The sequence below is a fragment of the Singulisphaera photorubra genome (assembly GCF_045290345.1).
Classification (GTDB): Bacteria; Planctomycetota; Planctomycetia; order Isosphaerales; family Isosphaeraceae; genus Singulisphaera.
Genome location: NZ_CP155447.1, coordinates 7,758,529 through 7,772,700 on the forward strand (window position 1 = coordinate 7,758,529; position 14,172 = coordinate 7,772,700).

Consider the following 14,172-nt stretch of genomic DNA (forward strand, 5'->3'; position numbering starts at 1 on the left):
TCGATTAGTCCTTCTTGGGTCGATACCAGACGACGTTGTGAGTGGAACCGCCGACGGCGACGATGTCGGGAGTGCCGTCTCCGTCGAGATCACCGCCGCGAAGGTCCTGGGCGGCGATGGCGGTGTCGATGACGGTCCGGTTCCAGGTTTTGCCGTCGAAGTCATAGCCCAGCAAGCTGGTACCCTGGCCGCGATAGCCGGCGAAGACCTCGTCGTCGCCGTCTCCATCCACGTCGGCCACCCAGAGGGCGTGGCCATCTTTCAAAGTTGAGTCGATCAGGGTCCGGGGGCCGAACTTGAACTTGGGGAGAATGTTCAGTTCTGTTGGCTCGGATTCGTAGATGGCGACATCCGTTCCATGCCAGGGTTCGACTGTGGCCAGGAACAGGCGGCCATTCTTGTAACGGCCCATGTGGACTTCACTGGCACCGACTTTGGGCGCGTCGCCAGGCGCACCCGGAACCAGCGGACTTGTGCTGTAGATCTCAGCCCCAATAAGCGGCGCGACGCCGGTTAAGGTCACTCCGAGGTTGCTTGCCGCGAGAATGACAGGAGGTAGGTTTGGCCGAATCACGGCGACTTCGATGGCATGCATCACCGGGGCTTTGCCAATTTCGCGTGGCAGTGAGGGGTCGTGAGGAGCTGCTCTCGGGGAGCCGAGCCGCGGTCTTAGATCCATTGCCTTTAAGGTCTGCGCTCCGCCGCCTAAACCCCCTCCGCCACCACCTCCAAGGGTGCCCCCTGGGATCCCGCCGCCTAATGTCCCTCCGCCACCATTGGGAGGAATCATGTCTTTGGGCAAATAGGCATTGAAGAGCGTCAGGTGCGCGGGTTCCTCGGCGAAGAGGGGTGGTTTGGCCGATGGGCCGAAGATAGGTGCAACAATCAATGCCGTTGATCTTACCAATCGCACATCTTTGGCAAGCTTTGGATCGTCGGGGGGTGATCCGAAGTAGACTGCATTTTTGCCAATATAAATAGTTTTGTGCATCCATCGAACTCGATGAATGCTGGGGACATCGCCGACCGGCACGAGCGACCAGGGGTCGTCGAGTCCTTTGCCGGGGTGCGCCAGCAAGAGCTTTCCCTTGGTCGGCTGGTTCATGGAGAATTCGTAGCCGATGGCGATCTCGGCCTTGCCGTCGCCGTCGAGGTCGGTCGTGGCGGTGCTGATGATGCCGGGAGTCTGCTTCGGATTGGTGACGATCCGCTTCTTCCAGGTCGGGTTCTCATACCAGGCGCAGGTGCCGCCGCCGAGGGCGACGACGTCGGGTTTGCCGTCGCCGTTGACGTCGGCGACTTCGACCTGGTAGGCCCCAGGGAAATTGTCGTCGATGACGATTCGCTCGAATTGAGGAAGCGTGCGAGGCTCGGCGGCGACGCAGGGAAGGCCGCACCAAGGACCGATGAGAAGAAGCAACGGGGCCAAGGAACGAGACGAGAGTCTGGGCGCGTTTGCGAATCCTCGGTGTGTCACAAGGTTGTCCTTCGGGCCTTGGTGGTAAGCGTTCGTTAGGTCAGATCATGCTTGCCCCAACCGGCGGGCGGGCCTGCGGTGTCCTCGGGTTTGACGCGAAGTTGGGCGAGGTCGATCTCATTGTGGATGTCGGACTCGGCGGATTTGAGCCGGTTCTCGAGCAACGCGACCCGCTGTTCGAGCAGAGCGATTCGCGCCTCGGCCTCGTCGGGGCGTCGGGGACGGGGGACTTCGGGGTAGCCCAACTGACGCTGTAAGGCCGAGAATAGGTAAAGTGGGTCGCGACCTCGGTTCGCTCGGGCGATTTTTCCTTCTTTTTCGCCGAAGAGGATCGCGAATTTCGGCTCGAAGCCGGGGTTTCGTCGCTTCTGTTCTGTAACGTAGAAGGCGGAGCGGACGAAGATCAGGTCGGCAAAATCAACATCACCGAGCCGGGCACGGAGTAGAAGGATGTAGTCGTGCCAATCCTCGGTGAATAACGGGTCGGACGCAATGGCTTCGAGCCCTTTACCGTAGCCGAGGCGGTTTCGCGAGATCGCTTCGAATTGGTAGACAAACAGGCCCGACAGAGTCGGCCCATCGGCTTTGTAGCGGGCCTCGCGCTCCAGAATCAAAAGCGCCTGGTCCATCGGGAACCGGCTGGTGTCATGCTCGGCCTCCGCAATGACGTGAGTCTGGAACGGAGTGAAGTAATGTCCGATCCGCTCCATCGCCGGCGCCATGAGCCCGATGGTCTTGATCTCGCTGGCAAGGTAGGAAATCGCCAACGGAAGTCGAGTGGTCGAAAGCAATTCCTCGCTGATGCGAGACAGGACATCCTGCGACGGTAATCCGTCGAGCACCCGCTCGCGAAACGCGTGGAAGAAGTAAGCCTGCTCGATGTATTCCTCACGATCGAGCACGGGCATGAACGGCTCCTTATCTGTCTCGGCGTGGCGCAATCGGTCCTGACGCGGCAAAACTGCCGCCCCGGAGGATTGTACACAACAGCTTCGTTTCCCAGGCACCCTTTTCGGGGGTCGCCGGGTTTCGGCACAATGGGCTTGCGTTCGCCTCAAGCGTCTGGGCACCGTTGGAGGGGGCGAGCCGTCAACCAAGGCCAGGTTGTGGATGCTCCTCAGTTGTTCGTGTTTAGCGATTGCATTGATCGGTCGTGTAGAATGGATCGCAGGGGTTAGTTTTTGAAGGTGGCGAGTGTGGGTTTGGTCAATTTCACCCCTAGCGTGAATCAACTCCGCGTATCACCGTGCTGTTCGGTCGTCGCGCCGACCTTCTGAGACCGGGAGAGGATCCCATGAATCCGCAGGTGAGTTCGATTGTCGACGTGATCTTGGATCGATCGCCGGAGGAGTTGATTGGCGGCGTTTTGCTGGCGCTGGTGCTCGCCCTTGGGCTGTCTGGCCTGTTTCACCTGATACGTCGAAAGGTGAGCGATACCTCGACGTTGATCATTTGTTTGGCGCTGAGTTCCAATCTCGTTGCGATGACCGTAGCCGGGGCGTACATTCGGTACAAAGTCATGGAAGGCAAGCCGTCGCGGCGCGGCATGATGTCGGCGGGGTCGCGACTTCCACCACCAGGAATGGGCGAGAGTCGCTCCATGTTCATGGCCAGCCGGATTCTCGAGGCGGCTGATCGCAATGGAGATCACCGCCTCAGCGCGGACGAGGCCGCCCTCTTGGCCGCTCAGTTCGTCAAGGAGTCTGGCGGGGGGGGGGATGAACCCATCAGTGAGGAAAAACTGCGGGCCGCCATTCGGGCACGACTCGGGCCACACTCCGGCATGGGGATGGGCATTGATGGGCCTTCGTTGCCCCCCGAACAGCCACTAGTGAACGAACCCACCGGCGTTTTTGGCAAAGCCGGGAAACGGCGCCACCTTGATGCAGAAAGGTCGACCCCGAGTGGTCCGCCGAGCTGATTTCTAACGGGCGGGCTGCCACGTGCGACGGTGAGAGCAGAAACCTCTTCCCAGCGATTTTCGGCCGCTGCAATCGAATGGCCGATGCCGTTGGTGAGTCCTTGGGGGCCGGTGCCTTGCGAAGAGCCGTCTCGGCCCTGCTGCTCGCCAATTACGGCGGCCTGCTCTGCTGGCTGACCTTGCGTCCCCACTCCTCACGCCCTCTCTCGTCGGAGAATCGGCTCCAGCTTCATCCCCTGCGAACTACGGCCGAGTTCCTCGAAATTGGGGGCTGGCCGATGCTGGTGAACGTCGTGGGGAACCTCGTGGCCTTCATGCCTCTGGGGTTCCTCTGGCCCATTTTCAGAAGAGGGCGAACCAATGCCTGGCGAGTCGGGGGACTCTCCGCCGCGGTGAGCTTGCTGATCGAGACACTCCAGTATGGCTCGGGACGACGGATCGCCGATGTGGACGACCTGCTTCTGAATACCCTCGGCGGATTGCTCGGCTATGGGACGTATCTCGTCCTTCACCGTTGCCTTCCCGTCCTAGTGATCACTCCGGCGCGTCCGGAGCTTGACTCTTGCGAGGGCGGCGACAGGACACCATCCGGAACTGCTGCCTCGAGCCGTTGCCGTTCGGGCGGATGACCGACCGAAGTCTCTCCGATCCCGGTTTCTCCGCTCAATGAGGAACCGCTCTAGCCCTTGAGTTCCGGGACGGGCAACAGTGGGTAGTCCGCCAGGAGGGTGTCTCGGGTGATCTGGGTCTGAGGAATGAAAAACCGAGCGGCGAGCCGAGAGGAGCCGAGACAGCACTCCTTTTCCAGGAGGTAGTAGCGGTTGTAGTGGTCGATCAGGCGGTTGACGTGATCGACCTTGAGCTCGTCGAGGAAGTGAGCCCAGCGACGGTTGAACCGGATCACGCTGGAGATCAGGTCGAGCGCGATGGTTCGCTGGCGGCGTGGCGGAGCGGAGTGGCGAGCCCAGACAGGGCCTTCCGCCCCACTCAGCGGCCAGAGCGAACCGATGGGCGTGCTGAAGATTGCCACGCTCGAATCGGGATCGGTGACTGCGCTGGCCCACTGGCGGAGTCGGACGCGAACCATGTCGAGCATCGCGTTCCGTTCGCGTTCACAGCGTTCGCGCGTCCGCTTGATCGAGTATTCGAGATCCTGGCCCCGCCTGGCGAAGGCGGGGAGGTCGAACAGGCCGATCAACTGGTTGATCTCGGCGTTGCCGCTGGTCGTCGGGTTTAATTCGTCGTCAGGCTCATCCATCCGAGGTCTCGTCGAAAGTCGCGGCTCAGGGAGAGGGAGGCTTGGGGGAGGTGGCCAGGGTATTGAGGCTGCGACGATAGTGCCAGAGCTGTCGCTTGAGTCCCCGCCGCTTGGTCCGTTCGTTCCATGCGGTGGCGACTGCTTGCAAGGCCTGCTCGGCCGGTTCCCCTTGCAGCGCGGCCTTTCGTCCCTTGGCGAGGTCGGCGAGGTACCCCTCGGCGTCGGGGATCCGAAGCCCGGCGATGACCCGGGAGGCGGTGAGCGTCTGGATCACCGCCTCGGACCACTGTCGCGCATCGACGCCGAGGCTCGCCCTCGAGTCGGGCGGTCCTTGACTGAGCAGCGCGGTCCGAACGGCCAGCATCGGGAAGGTGGGGTCGGCCCGAACGCGGCTCGCGATATCGGGACCGATGAGGTACTTGATGAAGTCGATCGCCGCCTTCTGTTTCGGTCCCTTCGCCGCGGAGCTGACCCCGACCAACCAGCCTCCCCCATAGGGTAAATAGGTCGGCCGATTGAGGGGCGAGGCCGACTCAAATTGGTTGCGGGCCGGATCGAACACTCGTTCCGAGCCGGGCAAGCGTGCCACGCCGATCGACTTACCATCTCCCCAACTCGCGACGCTCTCCGCGCGATCGATCAACATTGCGGCCTCCCGGCTGCCGAATGCCTGCCGTGCCGCCTTGATATCGAAAGACTGGATCGCGGTGGGACCGAACGCGGTCAGAGCGGTCAGTCCCCGAAGCGCCTCGACGAACGGTGGTGAGTCGATGCGGGGAGTCATCGAGTCGGCATCAAACAGGAAGGAATACTGATCGTGGTGCTGCCCCAGGCTGGCCGCTCGGGCCAGGTACGTGGCGTCGCCTACCCCTTCAGGGTCAGGTCCGAGCGCGAGCGCAACACCTGACCGAAGTTTGCCATCTTGAGCCCAGTCACGCCCGTGAAAGAACTTGGCCAGGGCGTCGAACTGTTCCCAGGTTTCGGGGGGCTTCAGCTCAAATCCCGCTTCCTTCGCCGCTGCCAGGTTGGCCTCGTTCTCGAAGGCATCGCGGTGATAGGCCAGTACCAGGGCCGAGCCCCCGTAGGGGAGGCTCAATCTGGCGCCGCCGTACTTGATCACCTGGTCGCGATAGGCCGGCAGGACGTCGGAGAACTGGAGCGGGTCGGCGGGCCGGTCTCCAGGGGGCTGCTCGGCTTGTCCGGACTCTTGCGAGACGAGGGGCGCGGGGGGGCGGATGACGGACTCGGGCAAGTCGGCCAGGAGTCCTCCATCGACCAGTTCACCCAGGCGATCGCCACGGAAGAGAAAAACGTCCGCCGCTTCGGCCTTGGGCTCGACCGGTTTTTCCCGAATCGTGACCTCGGCCCCTCGGTTGGCCGACCACTCGCCGCGCTGGGCGATCAAGGTGGGCAGGATGCCTGGGTCTCCGATCGCCGCGGCGACGATCGTGACGCCCTTGAACGGCTGCTCAGGAGCCGTGGATTCGTTCGAACTCCCGTTACATCCCACTGTGCTTGTGAGGAGAACGAGCATTGCGAATCGGTTTCGCGGAGTCACCAGCCACGTCATTCCGGCAGACCTCAACGTAATCCGTGAACGCGTTGCTCCGCGGCGAAGGCCCGGAGTGAATCCATGGTACGCGACGTTACGTTGGGTGGTCAAACGGCGAAATCAAAGCTCAGCGGGGCGAGGCCTCGGCAAATCGAGGCCCCGCCCCGCGGGGTGCTCATCAAGGGTGCATCGGAGGGGTCGTCGAACCCAATGAACGGGAATCTGATTGAGATTAGTGGTCGATGCCCAAGCGGTAGCGGAGCTCGTCGAACTGATCGCGATAGACGTCGTCCGTCGAGTGCAGGTGCTCGGCCTCGGAGATGAATTTCAAGCTGTCGTCGCGTCGCAGGCCATGGTCGAGGAGGATCGCCTCGAACGGCTCAAGGTCGTTGGCATAGACGAAGAGCAGCTTATGCTCGTCGAATTGCACTTCCATCGGACCATTCGGATTGAGGGCCGCCAGCCCGGTGCAGCCGTCATTGAGTAGGAGCGGCTCGTAGTCGTAGAGCGTACTCTTCAAGATGACCGTATCCATGTGCTCACGGTACAGGTCGGCGTGCGCTCCAGGCTCGCTCTCGTGGCTGGATTCCATAACCACGTCCACCTCGTCCCCCAAGGGATCGAGTAAGTCCATCAAGACATCAAAGAGCCGCTCGGATGAAACCGAGGCCGCGAGGACCGGCATCTTATTGCCCGTTTCGGGATCGCAATAGACATCGCGGCGATATCCTTCACGAGGAATCACTTCCAGGCCGAACGACGGACGTACCGCGTCGGTCAGCGAGAAGTTCCCGTATCGTCCTACGCGGAGATGAGCGTCAAGCTGATCTTGGCTGAGGTCGTCGAAGCTGGTTCGAGGCATACGGCTCGTGTTGGTGCGCAACACCCGTTCGAGGAAGCGCGAGAGAAAATTCATGGGAAAGGGACCCCTCCTAACCGCGACGAACATTGGGAATGTTTCGTGAGAATCCTCGGTCACTGCGTCGAACGACCTCGGGCTTCCGCCCGAACCTAGCCATCCCAGGCGTTCGTTCGACACCGCGCCCAAGGGAGCCGAAAGCCACCCCGGGGACGGTCGCCTTTCCTTTGGCACCGCTTCAATGCCGTTCTTCTATATATACCACGTCCAGCGTCAAAAACCCGCCCGAGATGAAAAACAGAGTGAAGCAAAAACAAGGAGCAGACCGATGCGAGAACGAGGTAAATCGATCGGTCCGTGATCGAACGGTCCGGTTGGTTTCTCGTTGCGAAAGGTGTTAATCGCAAATCCGATACCAGCCGTGTAATTCCATGGGGTGAATTTCCCTTCGGCCTGGCCTGGTCGAAACTTGAGGCTTCTTTTCTGTAATCTGGATTCGATTGCAGGAGAAGTCAACAATGCAAGGCAACAAGACCTTTTTGTAAACTTTGCGCGTTCTGCGTACAAGTCTTCCGTTTTTCCAACCCGAGCCGAGTGAAGCGGGAATACAACATTCCCTCCTTGCTGCCCTTAAAGACGCGTTAACTTGCTTGCTTCAAGCAACTCGTCTGACTGTTAATACTTTCGCTGGCATTGGCATTTTGCCTGGGTTCCCTACTCTGCGAGACGCGAGGCCGCGCTCGTGCAATTCAAAGGGAGCTGCAGGCGTCCTTTGACGATCCATTCGCCTGGTTCTCCCTGCTCCGTTGGCTCGGCCGGGATGACTCTGCATGGAGTCATGGGTTCGCATTCGGCCCGACGTCTGAGTCCTTGGGCCTCCGCGAGGTCCGGTCCGCCATCGAGTGAGGGGCTCCCAAGACCATCGCCCAGGCTGGCTAGGGCTGTTATACTGAGTTTCCCGCGGGATTCCGCATGAAGAGGAACGTCCGGAACCAGGTACTGACGAGGGCTGTTGGACATGGCGATCGACCGGGTGGATGCCTACATCGACGCTCATCGCACGGATTTTGTGGAGCAACTCAAAGCTCTGATCCGGATTCCAAGCGTGAGCGCCCAGCCCGATCACAATGCCGATACGCGCCACGCGGCCGAGTTCATACGCGATGACCTCGAGGCGATGGGGCTGGCAGCCGAGTTGATCGATACCAAAGGGCATCCCATCGTCTTCGCCCAGAACCCGCCTCGCGCCGGCCTTCCCACGCTCCTGATTTATGGCCATTACGATGTTCAGCCGCCGGAGCCGCTGGAGCCTTGGGTTTCCCCCCCCTTTGAACCGACCGAACGCGACGGCAACCTCTATGCCCGCGGTGCCACCGATGACAAGGGGCAAATGTTCACCCACCTCAAGGCCGCCGAGGCCTGGCTCAAAGGGGCTGGCGAACTTCCCTTGAACGTGAAGTTTCTGATCGAGGGTGAGGAAGAGGTAGGCGGGGCGAACCTGGAACAGTTTGTCGCCGAGAACAAGACAAAACTGGCGTGCGACTACGCGGTGATCTCGGACACGAGCCAGTTTGCCCCCGGGATGCCGGCAATCACGTACGGACTGAAGGGGTTGGCTTACTTCGAGGTGCTCGTCCAGGGACCGCGAACCGACCTCCACTCGGGAACCTTCGGGGGGGCCGTCGCCAATCCCTGCAACGCCTTGGCATTGATTCTCGCGAGTCTCAAGGGGCCGGACGGGAAGATCCAACTCCCTGGTTTCTATGACCCGGTCAAGCCGCTGGAGGATTGGGAGCGGGCTGAGTTCGCCAAGTTGCCGTTCTCGGAGGCCGAGTTCCAGGCGAGCACCGGTGTGCCGTCGCTGGAAGGGGAGTCGGGCTATACGACCCTCGAGCGGAAATGGGCCCGCCCGACCTGTGACGTGAACGGGATCTATGGCGGATATCAAGGTCCTGGACCGAAGACCGTCCTGCCGTGCAAGGCGGGGGCCAAGTTCAGTTTCCGTCTCGTTCCCGGTCAAGACCCGGCAACCGTGGCCGAACAGCTTCGTGCCCACCTCAAAGCGGTCTGTCCGCCCGGGGTCACCTACGAACTCATCGTTCATCACGGTGCGCCCGCGGTCCTCGTCGAGGTCGACACCCCCGGTGTTCGTGCGGCCGTCCGCGCCGTCACGGCCGGCTTCGGCAAAGCTCCGGTCTTTATCCGTGAAGGGGGCTCGATCCCCGTCGTGGGCTTGCTCAAGGACCAGCTTAAAGTCGATACCCTGCTCCTCGGCTGGGGGCAGAACGACGACAACCTGCACGGGCCGAACGAGAAGTTCTCCCTGGCCGACTTCCACAAGGGAATCAAGGCCAGTGCTCACCTGTTCGAGGAGTTGGTCAAAGAGGGAGATCGATCCAAACCCGCGGGACTCTGAAGTTCCTGGCGGTTTCTGATTGGCGGGTGTCATCAACCTCTGGAAGAATGGTGTCGCCCCAAGTTTTCTCGCAACCCCCGATGGGGTTGCGAAACGGGAATTGAGTGCTGACATCTCTCCGGGCGCCGGCGTCGTTGGCGACGAATGGGCGCTCCTCGGGGTTGCGATCACACTTCTGGTCTGGCCGTTCCGTCGCGGGACACGCTCCCGATGACGGCGGACGGTTTTTCCTCTGAAGTCAAACGTTTCTATCTATCACGAGACCTTTTGTTTTCCAGGGTCGTTCGATGCTCGATATCAAATATCTTCTGGCCAATGTCGAGGCCGTCAAACAGAATTGCCGAAATCGAAACGTCCCGACTGAGATTTTGGATGCCGTGGATTTCGTCGTCGAGTTGGAGCATAAGCGGAAGTCGCTCCTCCAGGAAGTCGAGGAAGTTCGACGGCTCCAGAATGCCAACGCTCAAGCGACGGGTAAGGAGAAAGACCCGGAGAAACGGCAGGCGTTCATCGCCGAGGGAAAACAACTTAAAGCATCGATCGGCACCAATGAGACTGAGCTCAAGAGCATTGATGGGCAGTTGAAAAGTTACCTGGCTCGGATCCCGAACCTCACTCACCCCGACGCTCCGGTCGGGGCCCTCGAAGAAGAGAGCCTCGAGCTTCGCAAAGTTGGGACGCCCCGTGTTTTCGACTTCAAGGTCAGAGACCACGTTGAGATCGGCAAGACGCTCGACCTGATCGACTTCGAGAGCGGTGCCAAGGTCTCGGGCCATGGCTTTTACTTCCTCAAGAACGATGCGGTTCTGCTCGAACTGGCGCTTCAGCAGTTCGCGATCCAGACGCTTGTGGCGAAGGGGTTTTCCCCGATCGTCACGCCCGACCTCGCGCGGAACCAGATCCTCGAGGGGATCGGGTTCACGCCAAGGGGAACCGAGACGCAGATCTATTCGGTCGAAGATTCCGACCTCAGCCTGATCGGCACCGCCGAAATCACCCTGGGAGGAATGCACGCCGATGAGATCTTTGATGAGGCTGTGCTCCCCCTGAAGTACGTCGGGCTCTCGCACTGCTTCCGGACCGAGGCCGGCGCCGCGGGGCGGGCGAGCAAAGGACTCTACCGGGTTCACCAGTTCACGAAGATCGAGATGTTCTCTTTCACGACGCCCGAGGCTTCCAACCAGGCGCACGCCGAACTTCTCGCGATCGAGGAAGAGATCTTCACGGCCCTTGGCATCCCATATCGAGTGCTCGACATCTGCTCGGGCGATCTGGGAGGCCCAGCCTATCGCAAGTACGATCTCGAGGCCTGGATGCCGGGTCGCGGTGAAGCCGGGGAGTACGGTGAGGTCACCAGCACCTCGGATTGCACCGACTACCAGGCGCGACGACTCAATATTCGCTACAGGGCGACTGGGCAGAAGGGAACTCGATTTGTCCATACCCTCAACGGTACGGCGCTTGCCTTGAGCCGGGCCCTGATCGTCATTCTCGAGAACTATCAGCGGGCGGATGGCCTGGTGGATGTTCCCCCCGTCTTGCAGCCGTATATGGGTAAAGAAATCATTGGCCGAAGGCCTTGAGTCAATAAGACGTGAGCCCCCCGAATGTCACGCGACCATGAGGGTACCGAATGCGAAACCCGCTGCTGGTTCCCGACCTGCGCGAGTTGATCCAGGCCGGTGAGACGGCGGCACTACGCGACTTTTTCAGCGATCACCACCCCGCGCAGGTCGCCGAGATGATCGAGGACCTCCAACTGGTAGAGGGGGACACGATCCTCGGCCTCCTCCCAGCGCGGAACCGTGCCGAGATCCTCAGCTACCTCGATACCGAGCGCCAGGTCCATCTGATCGAGTCGATGTCGCCGGCGGAGTCGGCCGCTCTACTTCACCTGATGTCTCACGACGAGCGGGCCGACCTCGTCAACCGGCTCGACGAAGACAATGTCGACCGCATTCTCCCTCACCTGGCGCAGGCCGAACGCGAAGATATTCGCCGCCTCGCCAGTTATGAGCCGGGGACGGCCGGCTCGGTGATGACGACCGACTACGTCACGCTCGCTCCCCAACTGACCGTCCGCGAGGCCTTGGAACGGCTTCGCCATGACGCGCCTGACAGTGAAACAATCTATTACAACTACGTCGTCGATCCAAATCGCAAGCTGATTGGCTTCGTTTCGCTCAAGACGCTGATCCTCTCCCGGAGCGCCTCGGCTCGGATTGGCGACATCATGCGGCACGACGTGATCTTTGCTCGGGTGGACGAGGATCAGGAGTCGGTGGCCCGCAAGATCGGCAAATATGACTTGATCGCCATTCCGGTCGTCGATACCACGGACATGCTGGTCGGTATCATCACGCACGACGACGCGATGGACATTCTCCGCAAGGAGCAGACCGAAGACATCCTCGCCTTCGGCGGTGTCTCGAAGGATGCCGAGGCCGACGAGGAGTCGTACTGGCAAGGGCGGATTGTCGAGGCCGTCCGGCGGCGAATTGGCTGGCTGTTGATGCTCTTTCTCGCGGGAACGATTACTCGCTTTGTTGTTCACTCGTTCAACTGGGTGGACGACCGGTTCCCGCTCCTCGAGTTTGATACCTTCATTCCCCTCTTGATCGGGACCGGAGGAAACGCGGGGAGCCAGAGCGTGGGAACGATCATCCGTGGCCTCGCTCTTGGCGAAATCCGCCCGGGCGACACCATCCGTGTTGTCGGTCGTGAAGTGCTCACCGGCCTCCTTCTGGGGATGCTGCTGGGGACCTTGGGGTTCGGCTTTACCTGGTTGATCCTTGGCCATCCTCCGATCTTCGGAGCGGTCATTGGCCTGGCGATTTTGGGGATCTGTGTCTGGGCCAATGGCGTTGGGGCGTTGGTCCCCTTGATGGCGAGCCGATTCAAGATCGACCCCGCGGTCGTCTCGGCCCCGCTGATCAGCACGCTCGTCGACGCCACCGGTCTGTTGATTTTCTATTCGATCGCCATTCTCCTGTTGATTCGACTCGCCGCGTGAGGAGGCTACTGGATGCGCTTCGCCGAAATGACTGCCCCTGAGCTTCGTGGCCTCTCGCGAGAGAACACGCTGATCATCGCACCGATCGCTGCGTGCGAGCAGCATAGCCGGCACTTGCCGGTCTTCACCGACTCGATCTTGGTGGCGGCGGTGGCCGACGCGGTCGAACGCAATCTGCCCGATCAGGTGTTGCTTCTCCCCGTGCTCTGGATGGGGGCGAGTGAACATCACTTACCCTTCGGCGGTACCCTGACGGCCTCGCTCTCGACCTATGAGCTGATGCTCATGGAGTTGCTGACCCCCCTGCTCCGCGACGGGTTCCGGCGGACCATGCTGTTGAACGGCCACGGCGGGAACATCGACCCGCTTCGCATCGCTTTGCGGCGGCTCGACGTTCAGTTCCCGCAGGCTGTGCTTACGGGCGCCGCGTACTGGGAAATCGCCGAGGCCGAGATTGCCGCCCTGTGCCAGGGACCCCGAAAGACGATGGGCCATGCCTGCGAGATCGAGACCTCGATGATCATGCATCTCCGCCCCGACCTGGTGCGCAAGGAGCAGATCCTCGACGATCCCGACCCGAACGTGGGCGCGCTCCATTCCATCACCTGGGCCCGTGACTTCGGTCGCCGCACCCAACATGGCGCCGTCGGGCACCCCGAAGCGGCCGACGCTGACCGCGGAGGGAAGATGCTCGAAGCCATTGGGCGTAAGGTCACGGTGGTCGCGGAAGAGATTCTGAAGCTTCCCCTGAGCTGAGGGCCAGCCGGCTGGAGAAATCCCGACGACCGGGCCGGCCGAACACCTGGAGTTCGGCCGGTCGAGGGCGTTCCCTCGCCGAGGTCTTAGCCTAGGAATTGGTATAGAGTCGTCCCGCGCGTGTCGAAGTCGCCCATTTCGGCCGATAGCGGAACCAGACCAGGGCGTCGGAGTGGGCGTAGTAGGTGAGGCCGAGGACTCGGAACGAGACCATGGCCGAGTAGAGGGCGAAGACCCAGAAGCCCCAGAGGCCGACCGCGGCTAATCGAAGCGACGGGATCGCGAAGAGCACCGTCCAGAGGAAGGCGCCCGAGAGCATGACGCTGAGGCCGGCGACCAGGGACGGCTGAACGTAGTCCCAGCCGATCCTTGCGATCGCGACGAGCACGGTGATCGGGTTGGCGGCGGCCAGGCTCTCGTGCAGCAGGGACGCGGCCAGAGTCATCGCGGCATAGCCGGCTCCCATGATGATCAGGTCGGCGAAGATGATCCGGTCGAACCAGTCGATATTGCCGCAGTACATCCAGTAGAGCACGGTCGGGAACCCACCCACGGCCACCCCGAAGAGGGCAGCCCAGATCCAACGTCCGAGCCCTTCGGAGATCGTTTCCGGGTTCCATTCAGGCCAACTCGGCTGATCGGCCTCGCCCATGGCGCTGGCGACCAGCATCTGGCCGAGGACGAGCAGGTGTAACCCAGAGTCATCGAGAAACTGAAGAGGAGTGGGAGGAAGATGGGCAAGGCCAGCAGCCCCAGCGCCCAGTCCGCGCGGCGGAACGGGTCGACGATTGCGATCCAGTCGAAGACGGGCAGTGAGAGTGCGAAGAGCACGGGGGGCATGAACACGAGCAAGGCCACGCCGGGACCGTCACAAACGGGATGAAGCAGGCAAGACATCAGGCCAGACCCGCGAAGCCGAC

13 protein-coding genes are annotated in these 14,172 nt (G+C 61.4%); 7 read left to right on the forward strand and 6 right to left on the reverse strand.

From position 1 onward, the window contains the following. Nucleotides 1-4: 4 nt before the first annotated feature. Complete coding sequence (locus tag V5E97_RS29190) at nucleotides 5-1,477, reverse strand: FG-GAP repeat domain-containing protein (protein ID WP_406695082.1); 1,473 nt, start codon at nucleotides 1,475-1,477, stop codon at nucleotides 5-7. Nucleotides 1,478-1,512: 35 nt separating this feature from the next. Then, entirely contained in the window at nucleotides 1,513-2,385 is an 873-nt protein-coding gene (locus V5E97_RS29195; protein ID WP_406695083.1) for a hypothetical protein, read from the reverse strand. A 386-nt stretch (nucleotides 2,386-2,771) separates the two neighbouring features. On the opposite strand from V5E97_RS29195, the gene V5E97_RS29200 reads away from it, so the two are divergent. Together V5E97_RS29200 and V5E97_RS29205 are read left to right on the forward strand one after the other, a co-directional pair. Next, nucleotides 2,772-3,398, forward strand: coding sequence for a hypothetical protein (locus V5E97_RS29200; RefSeq protein ID WP_406695084.1), 627 nt, complete (start codon nucleotides 2,772-2,774; stop codon nucleotides 3,396-3,398). A gap of 77 nt (nucleotides 3,399-3,475) precedes the next feature. After that, nucleotides 3,476-4,027, forward strand: a complete 552-nt coding sequence (locus tag V5E97_RS29205; protein ID WP_406695085.1) for a VanZ family protein — start codon at nucleotides 3,476-3,478, stop codon at nucleotides 4,025-4,027. 50 nt (nucleotides 4,028-4,077) lie between these two features. On the opposite strand, the gene V5E97_RS29210 is transcribed toward V5E97_RS29205, so the two are convergent. The 3 genes from V5E97_RS29210 to V5E97_RS29220 all read right to left on the reverse strand — a co-directional run bounded on the left by V5E97_RS29210 (nucleotide 4,078) and on the right by V5E97_RS29220 (nucleotide 7,124). After that, a complete protein-coding gene (locus V5E97_RS29210; RefSeq protein ID WP_406695086.1) occupies nucleotides 4,078-4,656 on the reverse strand; it encodes a hypothetical protein in 579 nt (192 codons plus the stop codon). Nucleotides 4,657-4,681: 25 nt separating this feature from the next. Continuing rightward, nucleotides 4,682-6,226, reverse strand: a complete 1,545-nt coding sequence (locus V5E97_RS29215; RefSeq protein ID WP_406695088.1) for an ABC transporter substrate-binding protein — start codon at nucleotides 6,224-6,226, stop codon at nucleotides 4,682-4,684. Nucleotides 6,227-6,440: 214 nt separating this feature from the next. Beyond that, the gene (locus V5E97_RS29220; protein WP_406695089.1) at nucleotides 6,441-7,124 is read right to left on the reverse strand and encodes a hypothetical protein; all 684 of its coding nucleotides are present in this window, start codon (nucleotides 7,122-7,124) and stop codon (nucleotides 6,441-6,443) included. A 961-nt stretch (nucleotides 7,125-8,085) separates the two neighbouring features. On the opposite strand from V5E97_RS29220, the gene V5E97_RS29225 reads away from it, so the two are divergent. The 4 genes from V5E97_RS29225 (at nucleotide 8,086) to V5E97_RS29240 (ending at nucleotide 13,252) form a co-directional block, all read left to right on the forward strand. Further along, on the forward strand, nucleotides 8,086-9,483 hold the full coding sequence (locus tag V5E97_RS29225) for a dipeptidase (protein ID WP_406695090.1): 1,398 nt from the start codon (nucleotides 8,086-8,088) through the stop codon (nucleotides 9,481-9,483). Nucleotides 9,484-9,770: 287 nt separating this feature from the next. Beyond that, the gene (serS, locus tag V5E97_RS29230; protein ID WP_406695091.1) at nucleotides 9,771-11,066 is read left to right on the forward strand and encodes a serine--tRNA ligase; all 1,296 of its coding nucleotides are present in this window, start codon (nucleotides 9,771-9,773) and stop codon (nucleotides 11,064-11,066) included. Nucleotides 11,067-11,116: 50 nt separating this feature from the next. Then, nucleotides 11,117-12,496: a magnesium transporter gene (gene mgtE / locus V5E97_RS29235; RefSeq protein WP_406695092.1), complete on the forward strand. Its 1,380-nt coding sequence runs from the start codon at nucleotides 11,117-11,119 to the stop codon at nucleotides 12,494-12,496. Between the two features lie 12 nt (nucleotides 12,497-12,508). Next, nucleotides 12,509-13,252, forward strand: coding sequence for a creatininase family protein (locus V5E97_RS29240; protein ID WP_406695093.1), 744 nt, complete (start codon nucleotides 12,509-12,511; stop codon nucleotides 13,250-13,252). A 91-nt stretch (nucleotides 13,253-13,343) separates the two neighbouring features. On the opposite strand, the gene V5E97_RS29245 is transcribed toward V5E97_RS29240, so the two are convergent. After that, nucleotides 13,344-13,922, reverse strand: a complete 579-nt coding sequence (locus tag V5E97_RS29245; protein WP_406695094.1) for a hypothetical protein — start codon at nucleotides 13,920-13,922, stop codon at nucleotides 13,344-13,346. A 63-nt stretch (nucleotides 13,923-13,985) separates the two neighbouring features. On the opposite strand from V5E97_RS29245, the gene V5E97_RS29250 reads away from it, so the two are divergent. Continuing rightward, complete coding sequence (locus tag V5E97_RS29250) at nucleotides 13,986-14,135, forward strand: hypothetical protein (RefSeq protein ID WP_406695095.1); 150 nt, start codon at nucleotides 13,986-13,988, stop codon at nucleotides 14,133-14,135. Nucleotides 14,136-14,172 lie beyond the last annotated feature (37 nt).

Excerpts from the sequence above, each read along its gene's own strand:
- V5E97_RS29250 (WP_406695095.1), top strand. The coding sequence starts at position 13,986 with ATGGGCAAGGCCAGCAGCCCCAGCGCCCAGTCCGCGCGGCGGAACGGG.
- V5E97_RS29240 (WP_406695093.1), top strand. The coding sequence starts at position 12,509 with ATGCGCTTCGCCGAAATGACTGCCCCTGAGCTTCGTGGCCTCTCGCGA.
- V5E97_RS29215 (WP_406695088.1), bottom strand. The coding sequence starts at position 6,226 with ATGACGTGGCTGGTGACTCCGCGAAACCGATTCGCAATGCTCGTTCTC.
- V5E97_RS29205 (WP_406695085.1), top strand. The coding sequence starts at position 3,476 with ATGGCCGATGCCGTTGGTGAGTCCTTGGGGGCCGGTGCCTTGCGAAGA.
- V5E97_RS29210 (WP_406695086.1), bottom strand. The coding sequence starts at position 4,656 with ATGGATGAGCCTGACGACGAATTAAACCCGACGACCAGCGGCAACGCC.
- V5E97_RS29200 (WP_406695084.1), top strand. The coding sequence starts at position 2,772 with ATGAATCCGCAGGTGAGTTCGATTGTCGACGTGATCTTGGATCGATCG.
- V5E97_RS29245 (WP_406695094.1), bottom strand. The coding sequence starts at position 13,922 with ATGCTGGTCGCCAGCGCCATGGGCGAGGCCGATCAGCCGAGTTGGCCT.
- V5E97_RS29225 (WP_406695090.1), top strand. The coding sequence starts at position 8,086 with ATGGCGATCGACCGGGTGGATGCCTACATCGACGCTCATCGCACGGAT.
- mgtE (WP_406695092.1), top strand. The coding sequence starts at position 11,117 with ATGCGAAACCCGCTGCTGGTTCCCGACCTGCGCGAGTTGATCCAGGCC.
- serS (WP_406695091.1), top strand. The coding sequence starts at position 9,771 with ATGCTCGATATCAAATATCTTCTGGCCAATGTCGAGGCCGTCAAACAG.
- V5E97_RS29195 (WP_406695083.1), bottom strand. The coding sequence starts at position 2,385 with ATGCCCGTGCTCGATCGTGAGGAATACATCGAGCAGGCTTACTTCTTC.
- V5E97_RS29220 (WP_406695089.1), bottom strand. The coding sequence starts at position 7,124 with ATGAATTTTCTCTCGCGCTTCCTCGAACGGGTGTTGCGCACCAACACG.